Origin of the sequence: Vibrio harveyi NBRC 15634 = ATCC 14126 = KCTC 12724, from assembly GCF_001591145.1 — a bacterium.
GTDB lineage: Bacteria > Pseudomonadota > Gammaproteobacteria > Enterobacterales > Vibrionaceae > Vibrio > Vibrio harveyi.
Genome location: NZ_BCUF01000005.1, coordinates 1 through 19,498, shown reverse-complemented (window position 1 = coordinate 19,498; position 19,498 = coordinate 1). Strand labels below are relative to the sequence as shown.

The following is a 19,498-nucleotide window of genomic DNA, read 5'->3' as shown; positions in this document are numbered from 1 at the left end:
CTCACTATCAATCAATGACCCTAGCTCAATTCTAGGGTCATAAACTGGCTATTTGGATCGAGTTCGTAGTCACCAAACGGATCGCAATACACAAAGCCATGCTTTTCATACAACAGGCGCGCAGGTTTAAAAAATTCCATCGAGCCAGTTTCTAAACTTAAGCGCTGCAAACCTTTTTGCTTCGCTTGCTCAATCACATGAATCAATAATTGAGACGCCACACCTTGGTTTCTTGCCGCTGGCGTGGTGCGCATGGATTTAAGCTCAGCATGTTGATCATCCAGCTCTTTAATCGCTGCACACCCAAGCAGTTGCTCATCCTTCCATCCGGTCCAAAATGTCACTTCTGGCGCTTTGAGCTTAGCTAAATCTAACGCATGCACACTCTCTGGCGGCGATGTGGCATACATGTCTTGTAGATGTTCTTCTAGTAATGCGATTACGGCTGTTCTTTCTAAATTGTCGACTTCAATTTTCACATATCGTCCTTGAGAGTTCGTGGTTATTCATTCAGTTGCATCAAATTTATTGCAAAATTTTAGTAGGTACAATCTATTGCTTTGTTCTTCTTTACAATTCCTGTCGCATGATGTGCTGAGGTCCAACTGGTCCACCATGATAAAGCTCATTAGTATCTTCAAAACCCGCCTTTAGGTAACACTGATAGGCGGGGACGTTTCGACAATTAGCCGTTAGGTAGAGAAATTCAAATGTTGGATAGTGCAACTTAACAAAGTCCCTAAACAAACCAATGGCTTGCTTCGCAATACCTTTGCCTTGATGGCGATGATCCACCAGTAATGAGCGAACACCTAAACTTCTTTGAGGGCAAAAGTCATAATCTTCACTGTACGCAGCATCAAATAAAAAGAACCCGACCACACGATCATCTTCAAGGATCAAATGAGGCAGCTCTGTCGGTTTAAGACTTTCCAATCGCTGACCAATATTCTCAACCGTAAACTGAGCTTGATCTTCCAAGACTTGCAGCTCAATGGTTTGCGCGTGTCGACATGGCATATACTTTTCAATAGTAATCATGGTCATCCTTGTTGAATTTACGTTCGATTTATACAGGGTATGTCGTAAATGGAAATACCTACGGTCGCAATTCCCACTCGCAGGCAAACGTTTCACACATTATGATCCTCACCAATTGTTAGTGAGGTTGCCATGTTCCGTTTTTTGCTTTGTAGTTTTTCCCTTGTATTACTCTATCCTACCGCGATTGATCTTTACCTTGTAGGTTTGCCTCAAATTGCCGCGGATTTAAACGCCAGTGAATCACAGTTACACATTGCGTTCTCTATCTACCTTGCCGGTATGGCAACGACTATGTTGTTTGCAGGAAAGATCGCCGACTCCATTGGTCGAAAACCTGTTGCTATGGTTGGCGCTGCGATCTTCATTGCAGCATCACTACTTGGTAGCATGGCTGAGCAGTCCGAGGCGTTTTTAATTGCTCGATTTACCCAAGGTATTGGAGCTGGCTCTTGCTATGTGGTTGCTTTTGCCATTCTTCGCGACACGTTGGATGACAAACGTCGCGCGAAGGTACTATCTATACTCAACGGCATTACCTGCATCATTCCTGTCATCGCCCCCGTTGTTGGCCATCTCATTATGCTCAAATTCCCTTGGCCAAGCCTGTTCACCACAATGGCAGGCATGGGTGTGGTGGTTTGTTTGCTTTCAACCTTGGTGCTCAAAGAATCAAAACCTAACGTAATACCACAACAAAGCGCCGCTTCAGCTTCTAACCAAGAAACCTTCTGTGAGCGCTTTTTTATTAGCCGACTCATCATTACTGCCATTGGCGTTGCCACCATTCTTACCTACGTGAATGTCTCTCCAATGCTGGTGATGGGCGAACTTGGTTTTGATCGTGGTGGCTATTCTTCTGTCATGGCAGGCACGGCATTAGTCAGCATGCTCACCTCTTTTTCTGCGCCATTGGCTTTGTCTTACTTTAAACAACGTACACTGATGCTGACGTCGCAAACCGTGCTTGTCAGTGCTGCGATGGTGATTGGTTTTGCGCATCTAGATCAATGGGGAATCCCATTTTACTTATTCGGATTTGGGCTGATTTGCGCTGGCTTCTCGATTGGCTTTGGCGTGGCCATGAGTCAAGCGCTCAGCCCATTCTCTCAACGTGCAGGTGTAGCAAGCTCATTGCTGGGCATCGCTCAAGTGTGTTGCTCTGCGATCTACATCTGGTTCATGGGATTGATTGGCGTTAATGCGCTGAATATGTTGGTGTTTATCTTAGCAATAGGTGGCGTAATCAGCTTGGCTCTAATACTATTTATTCCTAAGCCTGCTCATGAAAGCCACTATGAAGAAATCACTAGCCCGTCTTGATCTCAACTTATTGTTCACTCTGCAATTGCTGCTGCAAGAGCAGAGTGTTTCCAAAGCGTCGAAGAAATTAAACGTCACGCCGTCAACGGTAAGTAAATCGCTTAATAAGCTTCGTGACTGGTTTGATGATCCTCTGTTTGTGAAAACACCAAAAGGATTAGCACCGACTCCATTAGCGCAAAGCATGGAGCAAGATCTGGCGGAATGGCTACAAATTGGCAGCCAAATTGCGGAAAAACGCAGCGATATAGCACCAAAAGGCGTACGCTTTGATCTGACCATTGAATCCCCGTTAGTGCTGACGATTCTTGATGAGCTTCTTATCGCAATCCACCAGCGTTACCCGGATGCTAAAGTCAAAACCAGTAATTGGGATTATGATTCACTCGATGCGATTGTGCGTGGAGAAGCAGACATCGGCTTTACCGGAAGAGAGAGCCATCCCCGCTCGAAAGAGTCACTCGACCTGCTCCCTTACTTCCTCGATTTTGAAGTGCTGTTCTCAGACCTACCTATGGTGTACCTGCACAAAGATCACCCTGCTTTGAAGCAGGAATGGAATCTTGAGACCTTTTTGAGCTATCAACACATCAATATTGTTTGGGAAAAGAGTGAAACATGGGCATTGGATGAAGTATTGAGTGAACTGGGCTTACAGCGCTCAATTGGCTTAACCATGTCGAGCTTTGAGCAGTCTCTATTTATGGCCGCACAGCCACACCACAATATGCTGACCACCGCACCGCAATACTGTGAAAGTTACACCAAGAAGCTGCATCCAGATTTGATGTGCCTACCCATTCCATTGGAACAAACTCAACAAGATAAACTGCTGATCCCGTTCACCATGATTTGGCACAAACGTAATGCGTACAACCCAAAACTGGTGTGGTTACGAAATACCATTAAGTCACTTTATGGTTGTTCCAGTGACATCGATTAATAGCAAAAGGGGCGATATTCTCGCCCCTTTTTCTTCTAATGGTGTGATTAGCTAAAAAACTCAATGATCTGCTCAACAGCTTGATCAACGTATTCGTCTTCGTCATAGAGCCCAATGTGATTCGCACCTTCAATTCTAATCAATTGTTTAGGCTGCGAAGCCGCATCAAACATTTGCTCACTTTCGTATGCGGAATCCGCTTCTGTACCGACAATCATCAGCAGTGGTGTCGGTGTCAGGTTTGCAGCAATATCCAACGCAGAAAAGTTAGCCAACGTCTCATAAGACCAAGGCAAAAACTTGCTTTCGTATAAACCTTTTGCTCCGCGCTCTGTCATGTAGTACTGGTAGAACTCTCTAAACAGACGTGGCATTTCCTCACTGTCTTCAGTTGGTGCATGAGGCAGAAAATCAATCTGCCCAGTAGCAAGATAACGTTCTCTCGCTTCATTACCTTTAAGCAGTAAATCTAACAAACCCTCTCGACCAATTACGTTGTGATAAAAACCTCGGTGGTCAAAGTAAGCACTCACAGTCGCAAGTGATTTTACGCGTCGATCTGTCGCAACGGCATGAGCTAAATACCCGCCGCCAGAACAAACACCTAACCCATGGATTTGCTCGTTGTTCACATACGTTAAAGAACGTAAATAAGTGACCCCATTGCGGCAATCTTCCGCTTTACTGTATGGGTTCTCATGAAATCTTGGTGCACCTTCACTCGCGCCAAAACTGGCATGGTCAAACGTTAATACCACAAATCCCTTGGCAGCAATTTTCTCGGCGTAGATTCTTACCGTCTGCTCTTTCACACCCGCCTGTGGCGCTGCAATCAAAACCGCGGGTAAAGGATTCTCCACTACAGATGGACGATGAATTTCCGCTGCAAGTCGGTTGCCATTGCTGAAAAATGAAGCTTCATATCTTGTTACTGTCACTCGATTCACTCTCTATGGTTAACGGTTTTTTAGACGATAGAGACGAGCATTCACAAACATTTGTACTCTGCTCCTCTCTTTTAAACCAGTATAAGGAGCGCTATTATTCAGATATATATAGGCATTATGAAAACACTGTTAGGTTTACATGAACAATCTATCTTGGCGAGGTATTCGAGCGTTTATTTATGTGGCGGAATGTGGAAGCTTTACCTCCGCAGCCGAAGCGATGGGCGCATCAAAGGCAAACGTGAGTCAGCTCGTAAGTGAATTAGAGTCCTCGCTAGGTGTTCAATTGCTTTATAGAACCACACGTCAGCTTCGCCTTACTGAAATTGGCGATGGCTACTTTCGCAAGTGCAAAGAAGCAATGCTACAACTGGATGCCGCCGCAGAGTGGGCACAGCAAACCACCAGCGAAATTAAGGGTCGGATCCACATGAATTCTGTCGGAGGACCGATTGGCGAAGAGCTCATTGCACCATTGGTGATGAGTTTTCAATCCGCCTACCCGAACGTAGAAGTAGAGCTCGATTTCTCAAAACATCGCGTTAATCTTATTGAAGATAGCTACGACTTAGTCCTCCGTGTCGGCGAAATGCCAGACTCCACTCTCATCGCGCGCCGACTCACCACACTTCGCACGCACTATGTCGCAAGTCCAGATTTTCTGGAACGACACCCGAACATCCTCGTCCCAGAAGATCTTAAAGCCTTGCCTTTGATTCATGGCAGTGTTGATCATTGGATTATGAAAAATCACAAAGAGCAGCGCATTATCAATGTAGGGCAAGGTATTAAAGCGGCTACTGGCAGGACCATGCGGCACGCGGCGGTTTCTGGACTAGGGGTAACGCGACTAACCGATGTGTACTGCCATGCTGATTTGGCATCCGGAAGACTTATCGAGGTGCTCCCGGAATGGTCAGAAAAAACCTTACTTTCGCTCGTCTGTCCGCCAGTCAAATATCAACTACCAAGAGTCAAAATGCTTATGGACTGGATAAGCGACCGATTCGAAGAACACTACAAACAGTTCAGAATTGAGGGCGAACATTCAAGCTAAGCTCGGTTTCAATCACTCGTGCGAACGCATTTTTTCTCAGCAAGTGCCATAGCGATATTGGCTTTGCTGTACGCACTCTCGTTAATGAAATGCGGATAGATATCCTGTTTGCCTTCCCAGAAAATATCGTAGCCAAAGAAGGTCGCGAGTAATGGTTCGCCCGGTTTGACTACCTCGAAATCTCGTCCACAGATCATAGGATGTACTGTCGCGACACGCATACCATCGTGGTCGACAGGGATCATCACTTCTTCGGTGTAAAAATACGCGTCGTAGTCGTTCAACTCACCAACACGATCAAGGTTATGCTGTTCAAGGTAATCCAATACCATGGTCAGCATCTTCTTCATTAGCTCTAGAGTGTCGTACTTCAGTGAACCATGTGCTTGAGCTCCAACTTCGATCATCACGCCATGCTGCCCGGTGGTGCACAAATAAGGTTGGTCATCCCACGCTTTTCTGTCTTCAAACAAGATGTTGGCTTCTGGCATGCGTTGCTTCACATACGCCCCCATCTTGCGATAGAACACGTCATTAGAAACCAAAATCAAGGTCGCACCCATGTTACTGGTGGTGTTGTGCAGATCGATGATCAATTGATTCTCTTGGTGAGCATGTACTTGCGTGAATTGCTGCGCGATTTCAGTTTCTTGCTGAGTCGCAGGCGATGATTGATTCGCCAAGGCAAATTCACGGTTGAGATCGGTCTCCACATAACGAACGTTTTGCTTTACCGCTTCAGGGTTGCCAAGCACACACTGAGTATTGAACGTCGAACGGTCGGCAACATAGAGGCGATCTTTGATGAGCTTTTGAAGATAAATACCAGAAAGCTCGTTACCATGCGTACCTGCCACGAGCAGAACACGATTAAGTTTGTCCATAAAAGTGATATTCCAAATATTGAGTAAAAGTGAGTTTTAATTGAGATTGAGCAGCGCCCTCTTAGCGAAACGCCATCGCTCCTTTTCCCACACCTTCATAGGCGATAATTTGCAGTGACTGCCCCTCATTTAATGAAGGAGCAATTTCATTAGCGATAAATACGGCAAGCAGTTCCACCGTTGTATCCGTGTTCAGCACTTCGGTTTCACTGTGTGCAATCGCTAACTGGAAGTCCCCTTGAGACGTGGTGTAACGAAAGCCAAAGTGGGTATCGCTACTGCTGCCATTAGCGTGTTCACTCAACTCTAAATGCTCAACTTCAACTAAGTCTTCGATGGAGGCGAGATAGATATCTTGCCAACGCTGTGCAAAAGCGTGCTCGCGTTCGATATCACGCTGCCCATCCACTAGGATTTGGATCGGTGAACGATGTCCGTGTGCGATACGCTGACAATTACCATCATGTTTTTTTAAACCGTGGGTGTAGTGATAGTAAGCGCCATCGAGTTTTTCATGACGCAAGGTCACATCAATCGATGCCACATTGCTCGGTAGATGACCTTGTAGAACATGGTGAATGTGTTTCGTCACGCTTTCTATTGAGATTTCTTTAGCATCAACAAAGCAAAAGGCTTCATCCGGACAATGTAGATGAATGCCCTTTTCACCACGCATAAGGTCGACTTGGGAATAGCCTGATTGAATACTTGTGGTTTCCACCGCGTCATTATTTACGGGAACAAGCAAACGGTGATCAACATATTGATCGACCAATTGTTTGATTTGCTTCTTCACTTTCGAGAAATCCAGCACCATGCTCATCTCATTGAGATCGCCATGCATTACGACATCCAGAATCCAGCTCTCGCCGACCATGCCTCGTTTTTCACACAAGTACGATGCATCAATAACCGTGAGATCATTAACAAATAGATTCAACCCGAATTCCTCATTCTGTATTTATTACCGAACCAAATTGTTATGTTATAACAATTACTATTTTCACTCAATTTGGCAAGACTTCGATATCTCAATGCACCATGAGTGTGCGTTTTCAGCTATAACTAATCACTTTATCAACTAATTAGCTTCTTATGTTTGCGCTACACTGCGTATCTTGCTTAGGATTGAGGATAAGGAATGTCGACATTTTTACTGACCGCGATTGCTATGTTGGCGTTTGCTGCCAATTCACTGCTGTGTCGCTTAGCATTAGCAGCAGGTCTCATAGACGCGGGCAGCTTCACCCTTATCCGTTTACTCTCTGGTGCAGTCACCTTAGTTGCCATCCTACTTCTGAGAGGAAACTTTCGCAGCCAGCTACCGACAACCAAATTCAGTCTGTTTGCAGGAGTAGCCTTATTTGGATATGCCGCCCTGTTTTCTTACGCCTATATAAAACTAGCAGCTGGAACCGGAGCCTTGTTACTTTTTGGTGCTGTACAGCTGACCTTACTCGCCCTTTATTGGTGGCAAGGGCAGCGCTTTAAATCGCTCGAAGTGTTAGGCATTGCGGTGTCGTTAGCGGGGTTTGCTTGGCTCATGCTGCCATCGGCAACTCGACCAGATGTCTGGTCTGCTGTATTGATGGTACTTTCCGGTGTCTGCTGGGCAGGCTTCACCGCTCTAGGTAAACACGCCCCAACTCCGAGCAGTGGGATTACTTGGGGGTTCATTACCGCTTCCATCTTAGGACTCTTACTTTCCCCACTGTTATTAGATTCAATTCAAGTAACCTTAAAAGGTACATTATTAGCCATTGCATCGGGTGCCATCGCCTCAGGTTTTGGTTATGTACTTTGGTATCAGGTAATGCAAAAGTTATCTCTGTTACAAGCAGCGGTTAGCCAGCTTTCTGTTCCTGCCATCGCTCTGATTTTAGGTAGCATATTGTTAGGTGAAGCCCTGACCCTACATTCGTTAATAACCAGTGCTATCATTCTTGGCGGCATTGCATTGGTCTTTTTATCTCGCTCCCAAAAATCCAAAACCACATCTACAAGCCAGTAAAAAACAAAAACTTCCCTCTCAACTTATTCCTCATCATCTATGCTTTTTGTTAGGCACTTGTTTTCACAATAATTTGGAAGTGAGCAAGACCTAACATGCTGGCGATGAGCCTTGAATAGAAATTTGGTTTGATAATTCCTGCAAAACTGTATCAGTAATGAGACTTTCTAGTTAAACGTTTTCTTGGTCGTTTTTCCTCCCACGCTATGAGCAACGGGGCTCGAAGAACGATTTAGGCTTTTCAGTCCGATTGGGTTTTGACAAAGGATTTACAAACCTCTTCATTTCAATCGCTATATTCCGCGTCCGCAATTTTTTCAGAACGAAATTCTGATTATTGATTGAATAAATTCATCCACTTACAAGCATAAGCCTGAGCTAACGTTGACACTATGAACGAGAAAATCAAATTCGCCACAAAAGTAGCGCTTAGCCTAACTCTGGCTTATCTGATCCCGTTTGCAATGGGTTGGCCGCAAGCATCTACCGCGGCTACGACAGTCATGTTAATCGCTTCTACCGGTAGTCGACGTGAGTCTCTCGCCAAAGGCACATTGCGTGTGCTGGGTACTTTAGTAGGTGCGGTAATCGGTTTGTTGCTTGTCGGCATGTTTGCCCAAGATCGCTTGCTGTATATGCTCAGCGTTTCTGTCGTTGTTTCCTTTATTTTCTATTTCCGCAACGCGTACCAAAAAGACCCGACCTTACTTGCCTTAACTGGCGTAATGGTCTTAATGATGTCGAATGGTGGAGATGCAGAAGGCGCATTCATGTATGGCGTTGATCGCGCGTACATGACGATCTTTGGTGTAGTGCTTTACACCTTAGTGGGCACATTCCTATGGCCGACCAAGACAGAGCAAAATCTGCGTCAGCTCATTGAGCAACTGAATCAAGCTCAACAAGCGTTGTTTAATGCCATTTTGCAAAACTTCGAACAAAAAACAGCGCTACAACAGGATGTGGTCACCAATGTGGAAGCGACTGAAAACGATGAAGCACCGTCACCAACCATCGATGAGTTGTTAGAAAAAGTATTCGCCGCACAAAACGCGCTAGAACAACGCTTTGCAACCGTCAGCGTCGAGTGCAGTGATGTCTCGGCCTATATGAAAGAGTGGCAACTCGCGGTCCACTTCAATAAGCAAATCACTCAAGAGCTTAGCGTGGCTGCACATAGTCACTTTAGCCACCAGCAAGACCGAAGCTGTATCAACAACTTTGATCAAGCGACTCAAGAAATCCAACAACTGTTCAAGATCAGTCAAGAGATGTGGGCCAACGAGGGAGCGGCTTACCGAGCTCAAGAATTAAACATCGAATACAACCAAGCGGCGCTGGCAGACGCGTCTCACCTTGTGAAAGGCTCAGCACTCACACTTGGTCACTTACTTAAACTCATGCACCAAAGCTTGTCTCGCTTAGCTGAGAGCATTAGCTGTATTGATTCTGTGACCAACAATGTGTCGTTTAAGCAAGAATTGCCGAAGCAGAAGAGTAAGTTCCTTTGGTGGGATGCTGAGAACTTCAAAACCGCAGTGAAAACCTTCACCACCTACTGGGTGGCAGGGTTAATTTGGATTTATTTCAACCCGCCAGGTGGCTACTCGTTTGTTACCTTCTCAACCATCTTTATGTCACTGCTGTCGTTTGTACCTGTTCACCCATTCATGTTGCTGATTTTGTTTACGTTTGGCTTCCTATTTGCAGTGCCTTCGTACGTCTTTATTTTGCCGGGTTTAGAGCTAGGTGCCGAACTGGGCTTGTTCATCTTTATCTATACCTTTATCGGTTTCTATCTATTCAAAGGACCGGTGACCATCTTCTATATGATTGGCTTGTTCGTGCTCGGTCTCGACAACAATATGACCTATCACTTTGGCATCCTAATGACGATCATGACCTTGTTCTACATGGTGGTGTTCATGATCATTTTCGCTCATTACTTCCCTTTCAGTTCACGTCCAGAGCATTTGTTCTTAACGCTGAAAGAGCGGTATTTCAGGCATGTTGGTGACCTATTTGCTAGCTATCACCAACAATCTGAGTCCTCTTTTAAAAAGCTGAAACGTTCTTTGCATTTGGTGACACTAAACGTCTCTTCCAAAAAACTGATGGTTTGGGGCTCAAAGATCAACCACAAGTTATTTGATAAAACGCCGCCAGAGACCATCGGCGCATTCAGCAAGTCATGCAATGCCCTAAGTAACCACGTCAACATTTTGATTGCTGCCGAACAAAAGCTGTTAAGTAACCGACTTATCAAACAGTTACGCGGCAAGCATACCGATTCCATATTACCTCTGATGGCTGGCGCACTAGCAAGCCATCAGACGACCGACGAGCTCAATTCTGTGTTCGAACAATACAGCCAAGATTACCAATCCTTTGAAAATAAACTGGAAGAATTCTTTAGTGAGTTGGATTTATCTGACTACGCTTATTCAGAGATAGCCGGTTTTTATATCTTGCTGAATTTAAAACGGAACGTGTTCGAAGCAATAAACCAATGCAAGCAAACCTACGAGGATATCGATTGGGTGAACTTACGTCAGAAGCGGTTTTAAAGGTGAGGATATGATGCTTCTAAAACTAACTAAACCTAGCCTCGCCATACTCTCTGTACTCGGATTGAGTGCGTGTACGACTTTGGGTCCGGATTACGTCCATCCAGAGCAAACCGCCTTGCCAAGTGATTGGTCATTAGAAAAAGCGGCGCATGACACACAGCAATCCGAGCAAAAACTGCAGCAGTGGTGGCAGCAGTTCAACGATCCAACACTGAACCAACTGGTTGAGATGGCGAGCCAACAAAACCTCGATCTTGAGGCGGCGGGTTTGCGCATAGTCCAAGCACGTTCGCTATTGGGCATCTCCACAGGATTGCAATACCCACAAGTGCAAACTGTCTCCGGTAACTTAGCCAGAGCTTATGTGAACGACCAAGGTGTAAATAACGCCGCACTGTCATTTGATGCAGGGTGGGAAATGGACATCTGGGGCAAATACGCGCGTGGCATTGAATCTGCTGAAGCTGGCTACTATGCGTCGATTGCGTCTTACCACGACATCATGGTGACCATCACTGCGGAAGTGGCACGCAACTACATCAACTACCGCACGTTTCAAGAGCGTATTTTACTCTCTCGTCGAAACATCGAGATCCAAGAGCGCGTAGTGAATATTACTCAGGTGCAATTTGATTCTGGTAACGTAACCGAGCTCGACGTTCAGCAAGCGAAAAACCAGCTCTTCAATACTAAAGCGGCGCAACCTTCGCTTGAAATTGCAATGAAGCAGTCGCGCACTGCATTAGCATTGCTGTTGGGTGTGCTGCCAGAAGACGTTGAAAAGCTGTTGCAATCTGATGGCTTTGCTCAGCGGATGGCGGATTACGAAAACCAGTTTAAATCCTCAGGCAGAAAACCCGCACTATCAGGCAACGACGAACGCTCCATCGTACCTCGCCCACCTCTACTGGATAACAAAGTGGATGCAAATTTGGTGATGCGCCGACCTGATCTTCAAGTATCAGAAATGCAAGCTCGTGCTCAGAGTGCTCAGATTGGCGTTGCCGAAACAGCCTTGTACCCAAGCTTCTCTCTGTTCGGCTCTATAGGTATCGATAGCACGGTTCCAGATGGCAGCAGCTTCAGTTTCAGTGACTCGTTAACCATGGTGGTAGGTCCAACGTTCAGTTGGAATATCTTCCAATACGGACGAGTGAAAAACAACATTCGATTTGAAGATGCGAAGTTTCAAGAAACGCTGACCAACTACAACAAGAAGGTGCTGCAAGCGGTTAATGAAGTGACTAATGCACTGGAAGCTTATGACTTGTATTTGGAGCAAAAATCGCTGCGTCTGCAATCGGTCAATTCGTCGATTCGCGCGTTCAATATATCGATGACGCAGTACGAAAACGGTCAGATTTCCTTTGAGCGTCTTCTGAATTCAGTAGAAAAGATGACTCGCGCAGAAGACAGCTACGCCACCATCAAAGGTAACGTCGCAAACCAAGTTGTGGCACTTTACAAAGCGCTCGGCGGTGGATGGGAGGCTCAAACAGGTAAACCATTTTTATCTGAAACCGTCGCTAAACAGATGCAAGACCGCAGCGATTGGGATGGTTTGCTGGATGAAGAAGAACGTGTTCTGCCACCAATTCGCATCGAGCCATCTTCAGACAAAGCGCAAGCAGACAGTGCCGAGCAACTAAGTACCCAGAAAAATAGTTCCGAGCAAGATGGGGAGGTGCAGTAATGCCACACGAACTCTCTTGGGGGGACGTTTACTTTTCTCCCTTGTTACTGGTGCTGATTCTTGCCGTCACTGCCACATGGATAACGGTGATCATCTTGAACAAGACACGCTTGTCACGCTTCATTGCATTTCCGTCTCTGACATTCATTGCCATCATGGTGTTTTACGTGGTGGCCATCGACAGTTTTTATATACAGTTTTAGGTGCCCAACAAGATGAAAAAACTACTCGTTATTGCACTCAATCTTGTCATTCTTGGTGGCGCGGCGTGGTTCGGCTATCAGAAGTTCGAAGAGTATTTTAATAACCCATGGACCCGCGATGGTCAGGTACGTGCGAACGTTATCAAGGTTGCACCTCGTGTATCTGGTCCTATCGTTCATGTTGCCGTGATGGACAACCAAGAAGTGAAGAAAGGCGATCTGCTGTTTGAGATCGATCCAACCACTTACGACGTTGCCCTATCACAAGCAGAAGTGGCGTTAGAGAAAGCCATCGTCAGTTCACGCGGTAAAAAGATCGAATACGATCGTTTAAAAGACATCCGAGCCAAAGACCGAGGCGCAGTTTCTCACAAAGATCTCATTCGTCGCGAAATCACCTACGAAGAATCGTTACTGCAAATCAAATCAGCAGAAGAACAGCTTAAGTCTGCGCGCCTGAACCTTGGTTACACCAAAGTGTACGCATCGGTTGATGGCTTTGTATCGAACCTAGATATCCGTGACGGTACACAAGCGGTTGCAAACCAGCCGTTAGTGGCACTTATCGACAAAAACAGCTTCTGGGTCTTTGGCTTCTTCCGCGAAAACCAATTGGCTCAAATTGCTCCGGGCAATGAAGCTCGTGTCACCTTGATGTCTCACCCAGACACACCTATCGACGCTACGGTGGATTCCATCGGTTGGGGTATCGCCCCTAAAGACGGCACCGTTGGCTACAACCTTCTCCCTAATGTGAACCCTGTATTCCAGTGGATTCGCTTAGCCCAACGCATTCCCGTTCGCGTGTCATTGCATGAATTACCAGAAGGCGTCGACCTACGCTTTGGTCTTTCTGCTTCCATCATGGTGATGAAGGACTCATCACAAGAGCAAGAATAGGAGTTAAACAGACATAACCATGGCTATCGGAAAAAAACTCAAAAACATCAATGAAGAAAATAACTTCTTCTATCTGACCCTAGCGTTAATCGGGCTCTTAATTGGCGGTGCGTTTGTACAGGTTGTAGGAGAAGGAGCGATGGAACACCTGTTACAAGGGTTCACCATCATCACTTTTATCGTCTGTATGGCGAGCTTACGCTTTGACAAAAACTGGTCACGTTTTCTTTATACCTTGCTCGGTACTTGGGTATTGGTGATTGGTATTAAAGCCGCTCTCGGTATCAAAGAAATGGACGTGGTGATGCTCGCCCTCACCTTCGCCTTCTTCTTCGGGACATTCAAATCCATCGCAAGACAGATTCTGTTCACTGGGCATGTGAACACCAACAAAGTCATTGGTTCGGTTGCCCTATTTTTGCTGCTGGGACTGATGTGGGCAATTGCCTATCTCATCCTTCTTGAGTTCTCTCCAAACTCATTCACCGGGATGGAAGCCATCTCTTGGGGTCAGAACTTCTCTAATGCAGCGTATTTCAGTTTCGTCACCTTAACCACGTTAGGTTACGGCGACATCAGCCCTCTAACACCATTGGCACAAGTCGTTGTGTATTTAGAGGCCATTGTAGGCGTGTTTTATATGGCGATTGTTGTTTCAAGTCTCGTCAGTTCCAACATTGAACATCAGGTAAACAAAAATGGATAAACAATCGGAAAAAACAGAGAGTAAGATTTTCATCAGTAATATGGTGGAATCTGCGATACGTATCGGCTTGATCTTAGTCTTGCTGATGTTTACGTATGACATTATCAAACCTTTCATTCTTCCTGTGATTTGGGGTGCGATCATCGCGGTTGCATTGATGCCAATCTGTAAAAAACTAGAAAGAGTGTACGGTGGTAAACGAGGTCTCGCTGCAACGACAATTGCGTTGTTGGGTATCGCCCTACTGGTCACGCCTCTAGTGATGGTATCAGGCTCCATTGTTGATGGCGCAACGCACGCACTAGAAGTATTGCAAAATGGCGACATCAAAATCCCTGGTCCAAAACCTTCTGTTGCTGATTGGCCACTTGTCGGTGACAAGCTTTACGAAGTATGGACGCTGTTCGCGACAAACTTAGAGAAAGCAATTCAAACCTTTATGCCACAAATCAAGTCAGGCTTAACGTCTCTACTTGGCATGGTAGGCGGTGCTTTGGGTAGTCTGCTTCTTTCTATCCTATCGCTTGCGATTGCTGCTGGCTTTATGACTTACTCAGAGTCCTTGGCATCAGGTCTTAGCACCATTGCCGTTCGCACCGCTGGCGACAACGCCAAGAGCTGGACAACACTTATCGCCGCAACCATTAAGAGTGTGTTGCTTGGCGTGGTTGGTGTCGCTGCGATTCAAGCGCTATTGATTGGTGCAGGTTTCTTCATCTTCGGCGTACCTGCTGCAGGTCTACTCACACTTATTCTGATGATCCTGTGTATCGCACAGCTTCCCGCACTGCTTGCCGTACTGCCTGTAATTGGCTACATGTACATGACCCAAGACACCAGCACTGCGACTATGTTCACTGTGTGGGTTGTGGTTGCGGCATTGTCAGAGAACCTGTTCAAACCGATGCTAATGGGACGCGGTGTTGATGTACCGATGCCTGTGATTCTTCTTGGTGCCATTGGCGGCATGCTCTTCTACGGCATCGTTGGTCTGTTCTTAGGTGCCGTTATCCTAGCGATTTGGTATGAGCTATTCGTATGGTGGTTGAGCATAGAGAAAGCACAACAGCAAGAAGAAGCGGTCATCGAAGAGAAAGAAGCGTCGCAAGCGGAATCTGGTCACGGCGCTGGTATCTAACCTTGCAAGCATTTGAAACAAACCGCTGTCTTTGCAGCGGTTTGAGCTATTTAGCTCACAGTTTCATCGCTTGGAATCAGATTAAAATGACGTTCTTGTTAAATTTTCAATCTTCTAACATTCGAGAGTTGCAATCAGACAATGAACAATGCAATCTCGATGACCACTAATGACAGTGCTTAGGATAAAAACAATGAAATTGATCAAGCCTTTAACTTGCGCGCTTGCTTTGGCAATGAGTGGCATGGCATTCGCGGATGTGACGGTAACCGTTCCTGACGACGTTTCAATCTATGCGGCTAACGGTGAAAAAGTAAAACTATCTGGTGGCTTTTTTGCTTCTGAAAGATCATTCACTCTGCCTGACGGTGTAAACCAAGTTGTTTTCCGCTACGCACCTTACTTCAGCCAAGGCAATGATCGCCTAAGTGTTGAGAGTGACGTTATCGTAGCTCGTTTCGACGCAACCGATGCTGAGCTAGCGTTCCAGCTTCCTGAATACCGTGATCTTCGCCAAGCAGAAGAAAGAATCAAAGACCTAGATTGGAAACTGGTTGATGCTTCAGGCAATGCAATTGCGGTAGAGCAAGACAAGCTAATCAAACCAGGTATGCAAATTGGTCGTGACTACGTTCGCGAAGTGGAAGACTACAATAAAGCAGGCGGTGTAGCGGCAATCGGCGTTGCAACTGCAGCGGTCGTTCAGCCTGTAACGCTTCCAGCAGCAATTCCATCAGACATGAAGCAAACTAAGCCTGCGACGATGAAAGCAGATTCAACGGCTGAAGAAATGCTGCACTTCTGGTACCAAAAAGCAGACGCTGAGACACAAGCGCGCTTTAAAGACTATATCAACAAGCAATAGCTCGTTGTCTGGTAGACGAAATATTCAATACAAAAAGCCACACTCCTGTGTGGCTTTTTTAATTCAGAATTTGTACGCCATGGTCAGCATTGGACCATAGAATCGGTAGGTAACATCGAGCGCAGAATTGTCGCTTTCGTAATCAACCCCTACTTCGTAATAGTTAAATGAACCCGTCATGCTGAATTGGTCGGTAAAGAAGTACTTTGCGCCAATGTCCACCTCAAACAAATAGCCTTCTATATCATCCACAGCTAAATAGAACACCTGTGCGTGGCTTTTTAAAATCCAGTCTTGCGTCAGTGAATACTCTGCTCGAATCCCCAAATCAGGCAAAGGGGCAGTAACATCATTTAAAACCGCATCATCAACAAACATTACTGGAATTTCATCCACCCCACTCACTTTTGCGCCAAGCTTGCCATCTAAACCTAATGACAGCCACATCACGTGCAGCCCCGCCAATACATCCACCGCCCATTTATCACTGGTGTAAAACTGATAACCGTAACCTAGGCGTGCAATATCAATGTTCAGTTCTGTGGTCAGCTTAGAGCCAGCTTGAACCGCATAAGTGGTGCCATCAACGGTAATTTCAAAAGGTTTGGTTACCGCTGTGCGGGTTGCCTCACGGTGCAAACTACGCCAATCAAGATACACGCTATGTTTTTTATTGAAGTAATACTCCACCTCAACATAAGGCAGCACGGTAAACTCTTTCAAATCGAGATCAGATTCGAAATCAATGGTACGTATTTGGTCGAGGTAAGGGTCGTAGGCGTTAAGTTTGGTGTCAGTGCGAGAGAAAAATCCCCCCGCTTCAATCTCCCACTCTCCAGCAACAACGCCGGAAGAAATGAGAGTAGCGAGGCACACTGTCCAACCAGCTTTGTTCATCATCCTTGAGTCCTAAGCGATTGAATTTATGTTTGAAGTAAGTGTAGTCGTAGGAAGAAAGATATGGAAAGACGATTCGATCGCAACTCTGCATGAAACTGATCATTCAACGTCAAATCAGCAGTTGAGTTAACAATTCACCACTTTGGTACCTGAAAGCAAATCGTGCAACAAACGACGCTCAGGGTGAAATAAAAATAGAGCAAGGTTGACCAATGGTGTAAACGGGATAAGCATTTCAATCAAATAGCTCATACACAATCGTAAAGACGTGGTCACTTTCGTCGTGTCGTGACCGTTCTTCATCACCACTTTGATCCTAACCAAACGCATCCCAACAGTTTGCCCCTCACGGAGAAAATTCCAATTCGCCATCATCAACATAGGAATAGTTAGCACGTAGCTTGCTTTTGTGTCCTTAACTAATTGAAGGTTTTCACTCAAAGAAAGTTCGAAGCCATTTACAACAGAATTGATGGTCAAGGCGATTGTAAGCACTAAACCAGTCACGATCATCAGATCGATGAAACCACCAATAAATCTTCGCCTTCTATCGGCAATTGAGCACCACATACTTCCCCCTGAAATGCAAGCTGATGCATTCTAGGGATGGGTTGTAAGGCGCTCAATTGTGAGAAGCCATATTTGTGACCCTCTCTCAGAACTGAGATGGTTAAATATCAATCAAACCTTACCAATATCTCTCGTAAATGATATTGCCACCTGTTCGGGCACGATACTTCTCTAAGCCTAAACCTTGCAGTACTGGAGAGGTATCTTTGATCATCTCTGGGTTACCACACATCATCACAAAACTGCTTTGTTTAGAAAACGGCAAGTCAGCACGATTAACAAGCTCTCCCGACGCAATCAACTCTGGAATGCGGCCTTGAAGCTTACCCGGAATACTCTCACGGCTGACAATCGGCACATAACGCAGACGACCTTCATATCGCTGTTGGAGCTGCTCAATCAGGTATTTGTAAACTAAATCTCTTTCGTAACGCACACCATGCACCAGCACAATGTGGTCGCTGTGTGGAAGTAGATTGATGTCGTCTAACAAAGAGAGAAATGGACCAATGCCTGTCCCCGTTGAAAGCAGCCATAGATCGTTTGCGTGTTTGGGAATGGTATCGTGGATAAGATCGCCATGAGCCGTTTCACCAACATAAATGCTATCGCCAGTTTGAAGCTGTTGCAGCCTTGGCGTCAGTTGCCCTTCAGGGTTCGCGACGACTAAGAATTCGAGCCACTCGAACTGTTCACTGGGCGCATTCACCACCGAGTATGCACGGCTAATGGGATTGCCCTGTTCGTCGAGCAAGGCGAGTTTGGTAAATTGTCCGGCTTTGAAGGAGAGAGGCGCACCGGAAACTCGTAAACTGAACAGCTCACCTGTCCAGTCGATTCGTTTTTCTACTTTGGCAAGATTGAAACCTTTCAGTTCTGTCATTGGACATCTCCTTTTGGTTACGCTTACTTAAACCTACGCCTCACAACTGACTATGTAAAGTTTTTAGTTTACAAAAATAAGCATCTAATTCATTTCACATTTTACATACAATTTTATTACATCTTAATCAGTTCCATCTAGAATAAATACTCAAAGTGATAAGTCGCTTAGCAAATTGCGGCAACGTCGATGAAAAAGGAACATGAGTAATGGATACGTTATTAAAAGAATTCCCAGTGATTACGGAAATCAAAGTCGCCTGGGGAGAGATGGATGCCCTGCAACACGTCAATAATGCGGTGTATTTTCGTTACTTCGAAACTGCGCGTTTGGACTACTTCAACAAGATTAATCTGTTGGTAGATTTGCAGACATCTAACATCGGTCCGGTTCTAAGTGAAACCCAATGTCGCTATAAGCTACCCGTTACGTTTCCAGATACGCTTTTGATTGGCTCACGCGTAATCGACATGCAAGAAGATCGCATCACGATGGAATACCAAGTGCTGAGTAAGAAGTGGGGCAAGATTGCGACCATCGCGACCGCTACTGGTGTGATGTTTGATTTTAAGAACAATGTAAAAGCCGCGATTCCAGACCACGTCCGCCAGTCGATTTTAGACTTGGAAGGCACCGTGGGCAGTACGCATCATTTGGAGTGAAAAAAGAGGCAAGAAGCGAGAGATTAGAATCGACATTCCCGACTGTGCTCCTTCGTCGCTATCGGGAATGACGCAGAGGAACTATTCCAGCCAAAGAGATAAGAAAAGTTGTGTCATTCTAGCGAGCCAAGGCGAGACTAAGAACCTACTTACCGCTTGCTGCAAACCATAAAACAATGAATAAACTCAATATAATCTGAGA

Annotated in this window: 20 protein-coding genes; 12 read left to right on the top strand and 8 right to left on the bottom strand. The window is 45.6% G+C overall.

Annotated elements, in window-relative coordinates:
- Nucleotides 1-20: 20 nt before the first annotated feature.
- Nucleotides 21-479: a GNAT family N-acetyltransferase gene (locus tag VHA02S_RS04005; protein ID WP_009697975.1), complete on the bottom strand. Its 459-nt coding sequence runs from the start codon at nucleotides 477-479 to the stop codon at nucleotides 21-23.
- Between the two features lie 91 nt (nucleotides 480-570).
- Nucleotides 571-1,041: a GNAT family N-acetyltransferase gene (locus tag VHA02S_RS04000; protein WP_038899281.1), complete on the bottom strand. Its 471-nt coding sequence runs from the start codon at nucleotides 1,039-1,041 to the stop codon at nucleotides 571-573.
- A gap of 132 nt (nucleotides 1,042-1,173) precedes the next feature.
- Here VHA02S_RS04000 and VHA02S_RS03995 point away from each other — a divergent pair, with 132 nt between their 5' ends.
- Together VHA02S_RS03995 and yidZ are read left to right on the top strand one after the other, a co-directional pair.
- Nucleotides 1,174-2,364, top strand: a complete 1,191-nt coding sequence (locus tag VHA02S_RS03995; protein WP_038899280.1) for an MFS transporter — start codon at nucleotides 1,174-1,176, stop codon at nucleotides 2,362-2,364.
- Entirely contained in the window at nucleotides 2,339-3,307 is a 969-nt protein-coding gene (gene yidZ / locus VHA02S_RS03990; RefSeq protein ID WP_009697978.1) for an HTH-type transcriptional regulator YidZ, read from the top strand. Before VHA02S_RS03995 ends, yidZ begins: the two co-directional genes overlap by 26 nt.
- Nucleotides 3,308-3,354: 47 nt before the next feature.
- Here yidZ and VHA02S_RS03985 read toward each other — a convergent pair whose 3' ends face one another.
- Nucleotides 3,355-4,245 (bottom strand): alpha/beta hydrolase, encoded by an 891-nt coding sequence (locus VHA02S_RS03985; RefSeq protein ID WP_005453194.1) that lies wholly within the window; start codon nucleotides 4,243-4,245, stop codon nucleotides 3,355-3,357.
- A gap of 148 nt (nucleotides 4,246-4,393) precedes the next feature.
- Here VHA02S_RS03985 and VHA02S_RS03980 point away from each other — a divergent pair, with 148 nt between their 5' ends.
- On the top strand, nucleotides 4,394-5,311 hold the full coding sequence (locus tag VHA02S_RS03980) for a LysR family transcriptional regulator (protein WP_038899279.1): 918 nt from the start codon (nucleotides 4,394-4,396) through the stop codon (nucleotides 5,309-5,311).
- A gap of 8 nt (nucleotides 5,312-5,319) precedes the next feature.
- On the opposite strand, the gene VHA02S_RS03975 is transcribed toward VHA02S_RS03980, so the two are convergent.
- Together VHA02S_RS03975 and VHA02S_RS03970 are read right to left on the bottom strand one after the other, a co-directional pair.
- On the bottom strand, nucleotides 5,320-6,195 hold the full coding sequence (locus VHA02S_RS03975) for an aspartoacylase (RefSeq protein ID WP_038899278.1): 876 nt from the start codon (nucleotides 6,193-6,195) through the stop codon (nucleotides 5,320-5,322).
- 61 nt (nucleotides 6,196-6,256) lie between these two features.
- Nucleotides 6,257-7,135: a 6-carboxytetrahydropterin synthase gene (locus tag VHA02S_RS03970; protein WP_038899277.1), complete on the bottom strand. Its 879-nt coding sequence runs from the start codon at nucleotides 7,133-7,135 to the stop codon at nucleotides 6,257-6,259.
- Between the two features lie 201 nt (nucleotides 7,136-7,336).
- Here VHA02S_RS03970 and VHA02S_RS03965 point away from each other — a divergent pair, with 201 nt between their 5' ends.
- The 8 genes from VHA02S_RS03965 to VHA02S_RS03930 all read left to right on the top strand — a co-directional run bounded on the left by VHA02S_RS03965 (nucleotide 7,337) and on the right by VHA02S_RS03930 (nucleotide 16,281).
- Complete coding sequence (locus VHA02S_RS03965; protein ID WP_038899276.1) at nucleotides 7,337-8,206, top strand: DMT family transporter; 870 nt, start codon at nucleotides 7,337-7,339, stop codon at nucleotides 8,204-8,206.
- 392 nt (nucleotides 8,207-8,598) lie between these two features.
- The gene (locus tag VHA02S_RS03960) at nucleotides 8,599-10,773 is read left to right on the top strand and encodes an FUSC family protein (protein WP_038899275.1); all 2,175 of its coding nucleotides are present in this window, start codon (nucleotides 8,599-8,601) and stop codon (nucleotides 10,771-10,773) included.
- A gap of 10 nt (nucleotides 10,774-10,783) precedes the next feature.
- Nucleotides 10,784-12,469: a TolC family protein gene (locus VHA02S_RS03955; RefSeq protein ID WP_038899274.1), complete on the top strand. Its 1,686-nt coding sequence runs from the start codon at nucleotides 10,784-10,786 to the stop codon at nucleotides 12,467-12,469.
- Nucleotides 12,469-12,672 carry a DUF1656 domain-containing protein gene (locus tag VHA02S_RS03950; protein WP_005453214.1) on the top strand — a complete coding sequence of 68 codons (204 nt, stop codon included), beginning with the start codon at nucleotides 12,469-12,471 and terminating at the stop codon, nucleotides 12,670-12,672. The genes VHA02S_RS03955 and VHA02S_RS03950 overlap by 1 nt, the downstream gene beginning before the upstream one ends.
- Before the next feature lie 12 nt (nucleotides 12,673-12,684).
- On the top strand, nucleotides 12,685-13,572 hold the full coding sequence (locus tag VHA02S_RS03945; protein ID WP_005453216.1) for an HlyD family secretion protein: 888 nt from the start codon (nucleotides 12,685-12,687) through the stop codon (nucleotides 13,570-13,572).
- Between the two features lie 19 nt (nucleotides 13,573-13,591).
- Nucleotides 13,592-14,278: a potassium channel family protein gene (locus tag VHA02S_RS03940; RefSeq protein WP_005453218.1), complete on the top strand. Its 687-nt coding sequence runs from the start codon at nucleotides 13,592-13,594 to the stop codon at nucleotides 14,276-14,278.
- Nucleotides 14,271-15,416: an AI-2E family transporter gene (locus VHA02S_RS03935; RefSeq protein ID WP_005453220.1), complete on the top strand. Its 1,146-nt coding sequence runs from the start codon at nucleotides 14,271-14,273 to the stop codon at nucleotides 15,414-15,416. Before VHA02S_RS03940 ends, VHA02S_RS03935 begins: the two co-directional genes overlap by 8 nt.
- Before the next feature lie 193 nt (nucleotides 15,417-15,609).
- A complete protein-coding gene (locus tag VHA02S_RS03930) occupies nucleotides 15,610-16,281 on the top strand; it encodes a DUF2057 domain-containing protein (protein ID WP_005453222.1) in 672 nt (223 codons plus the stop codon).
- A 63-nt stretch (nucleotides 16,282-16,344) separates the two neighbouring features.
- On the opposite strand, the gene VHA02S_RS03925 is transcribed toward VHA02S_RS03930, so the two are convergent.
- From VHA02S_RS03925 to VHA02S_RS03915, 3 genes are all read right to left on the bottom strand, one after another.
- A complete protein-coding gene (locus tag VHA02S_RS03925; RefSeq protein ID WP_005453224.1) occupies nucleotides 16,345-17,181 on the bottom strand; it encodes an outer membrane beta-barrel protein in 837 nt (278 codons plus the stop codon).
- Nucleotides 17,182-17,307: 126 nt separating this feature from the next.
- On the bottom strand, nucleotides 17,308-17,751 hold the full coding sequence (locus tag VHA02S_RS03920) for an RDD family protein (protein WP_009697987.1): 444 nt from the start codon (nucleotides 17,749-17,751) through the stop codon (nucleotides 17,308-17,310).
- A 118-nt stretch (nucleotides 17,752-17,869) separates the two neighbouring features.
- Nucleotides 17,870-18,634: a ferredoxin--NADP reductase gene (locus tag VHA02S_RS03915; RefSeq protein ID WP_009697988.1), complete on the bottom strand. Its 765-nt coding sequence runs from the start codon at nucleotides 18,632-18,634 to the stop codon at nucleotides 17,870-17,872.
- Nucleotides 18,635-18,843: 209 nt separating this feature from the next.
- Here VHA02S_RS03915 and VHA02S_RS03910 point away from each other — a divergent pair, with 209 nt between their 5' ends.
- Nucleotides 18,844-19,296: an acyl-CoA thioesterase gene (locus tag VHA02S_RS03910; RefSeq protein WP_017818419.1), complete on the top strand. Its 453-nt coding sequence runs from the start codon at nucleotides 18,844-18,846 to the stop codon at nucleotides 19,294-19,296.
- Nucleotides 19,297-19,498 lie beyond the last annotated feature (202 nt).

Coding starts and splice junctions, on each gene's coding strand:
- VHA02S_RS04000 (WP_038899281.1), bottom strand. CDS start 1,041: ATGATTACTATTGAAAAGTATATGCCATGTCGACACGCGCAAACCATT.
- VHA02S_RS03950 (WP_005453214.1), top strand. CDS start 12,469: ATGCCACACGAACTCTCTTGGGGGGACGTTTACTTTTCTCCCTTGTTA.
- VHA02S_RS03965 (WP_038899276.1), top strand. CDS start 7,337: ATGTCGACATTTTTACTGACCGCGATTGCTATGTTGGCGTTTGCTGCC.
- VHA02S_RS03995 (WP_038899280.1), top strand. CDS start 1,174: ATGTTCCGTTTTTTGCTTTGTAGTTTTTCCCTTGTATTACTCTATCCT.
- yidZ (WP_009697978.1), top strand. CDS start 2,339: ATGAAGAAATCACTAGCCCGTCTTGATCTCAACTTATTGTTCACTCTG.
- VHA02S_RS03955 (WP_038899274.1), top strand. CDS start 10,784: ATGATGCTTCTAAAACTAACTAAACCTAGCCTCGCCATACTCTCTGTA.
- VHA02S_RS03915 (WP_009697988.1), bottom strand. CDS start 18,634: ATGACAGAACTGAAAGGTTTCAATCTTGCCAAAGTAGAAAAACGAATC.
- VHA02S_RS03940 (WP_005453218.1), top strand. CDS start 13,592: ATGGCTATCGGAAAAAAACTCAAAAACATCAATGAAGAAAATAACTTC.
- VHA02S_RS03945 (WP_005453216.1), top strand. CDS start 12,685: ATGAAAAAACTACTCGTTATTGCACTCAATCTTGTCATTCTTGGTGGC.
- VHA02S_RS03910 (WP_017818419.1), top strand. CDS start 18,844: ATGGATACGTTATTAAAAGAATTCCCAGTGATTACGGAAATCAAAGTC.
- VHA02S_RS03980 (WP_038899279.1), top strand. CDS start 4,394: ATGAACAATCTATCTTGGCGAGGTATTCGAGCGTTTATTTATGTGGCG.
- VHA02S_RS03960 (WP_038899275.1), top strand. CDS start 8,599: ATGAACGAGAAAATCAAATTCGCCACAAAAGTAGCGCTTAGCCTAACT.
- VHA02S_RS03935 (WP_005453220.1), top strand. CDS start 14,271: ATGGATAAACAATCGGAAAAAACAGAGAGTAAGATTTTCATCAGTAAT.
- VHA02S_RS03925 (WP_005453224.1), bottom strand. CDS start 17,181: ATGATGAACAAAGCTGGTTGGACAGTGTGCCTCGCTACTCTCATTTCT.
- VHA02S_RS03920 (WP_009697987.1), bottom strand. CDS start 17,751: ATGTGGTGCTCAATTGCCGATAGAAGGCGAAGATTTATTGGTGGTTTC.
- VHA02S_RS03975 (WP_038899278.1), bottom strand. CDS start 6,195: ATGGACAAACTTAATCGTGTTCTGCTCGTGGCAGGTACGCATGGTAAC.
- VHA02S_RS03930 (WP_005453222.1), top strand. CDS start 15,610: ATGAAATTGATCAAGCCTTTAACTTGCGCGCTTGCTTTGGCAATGAGT.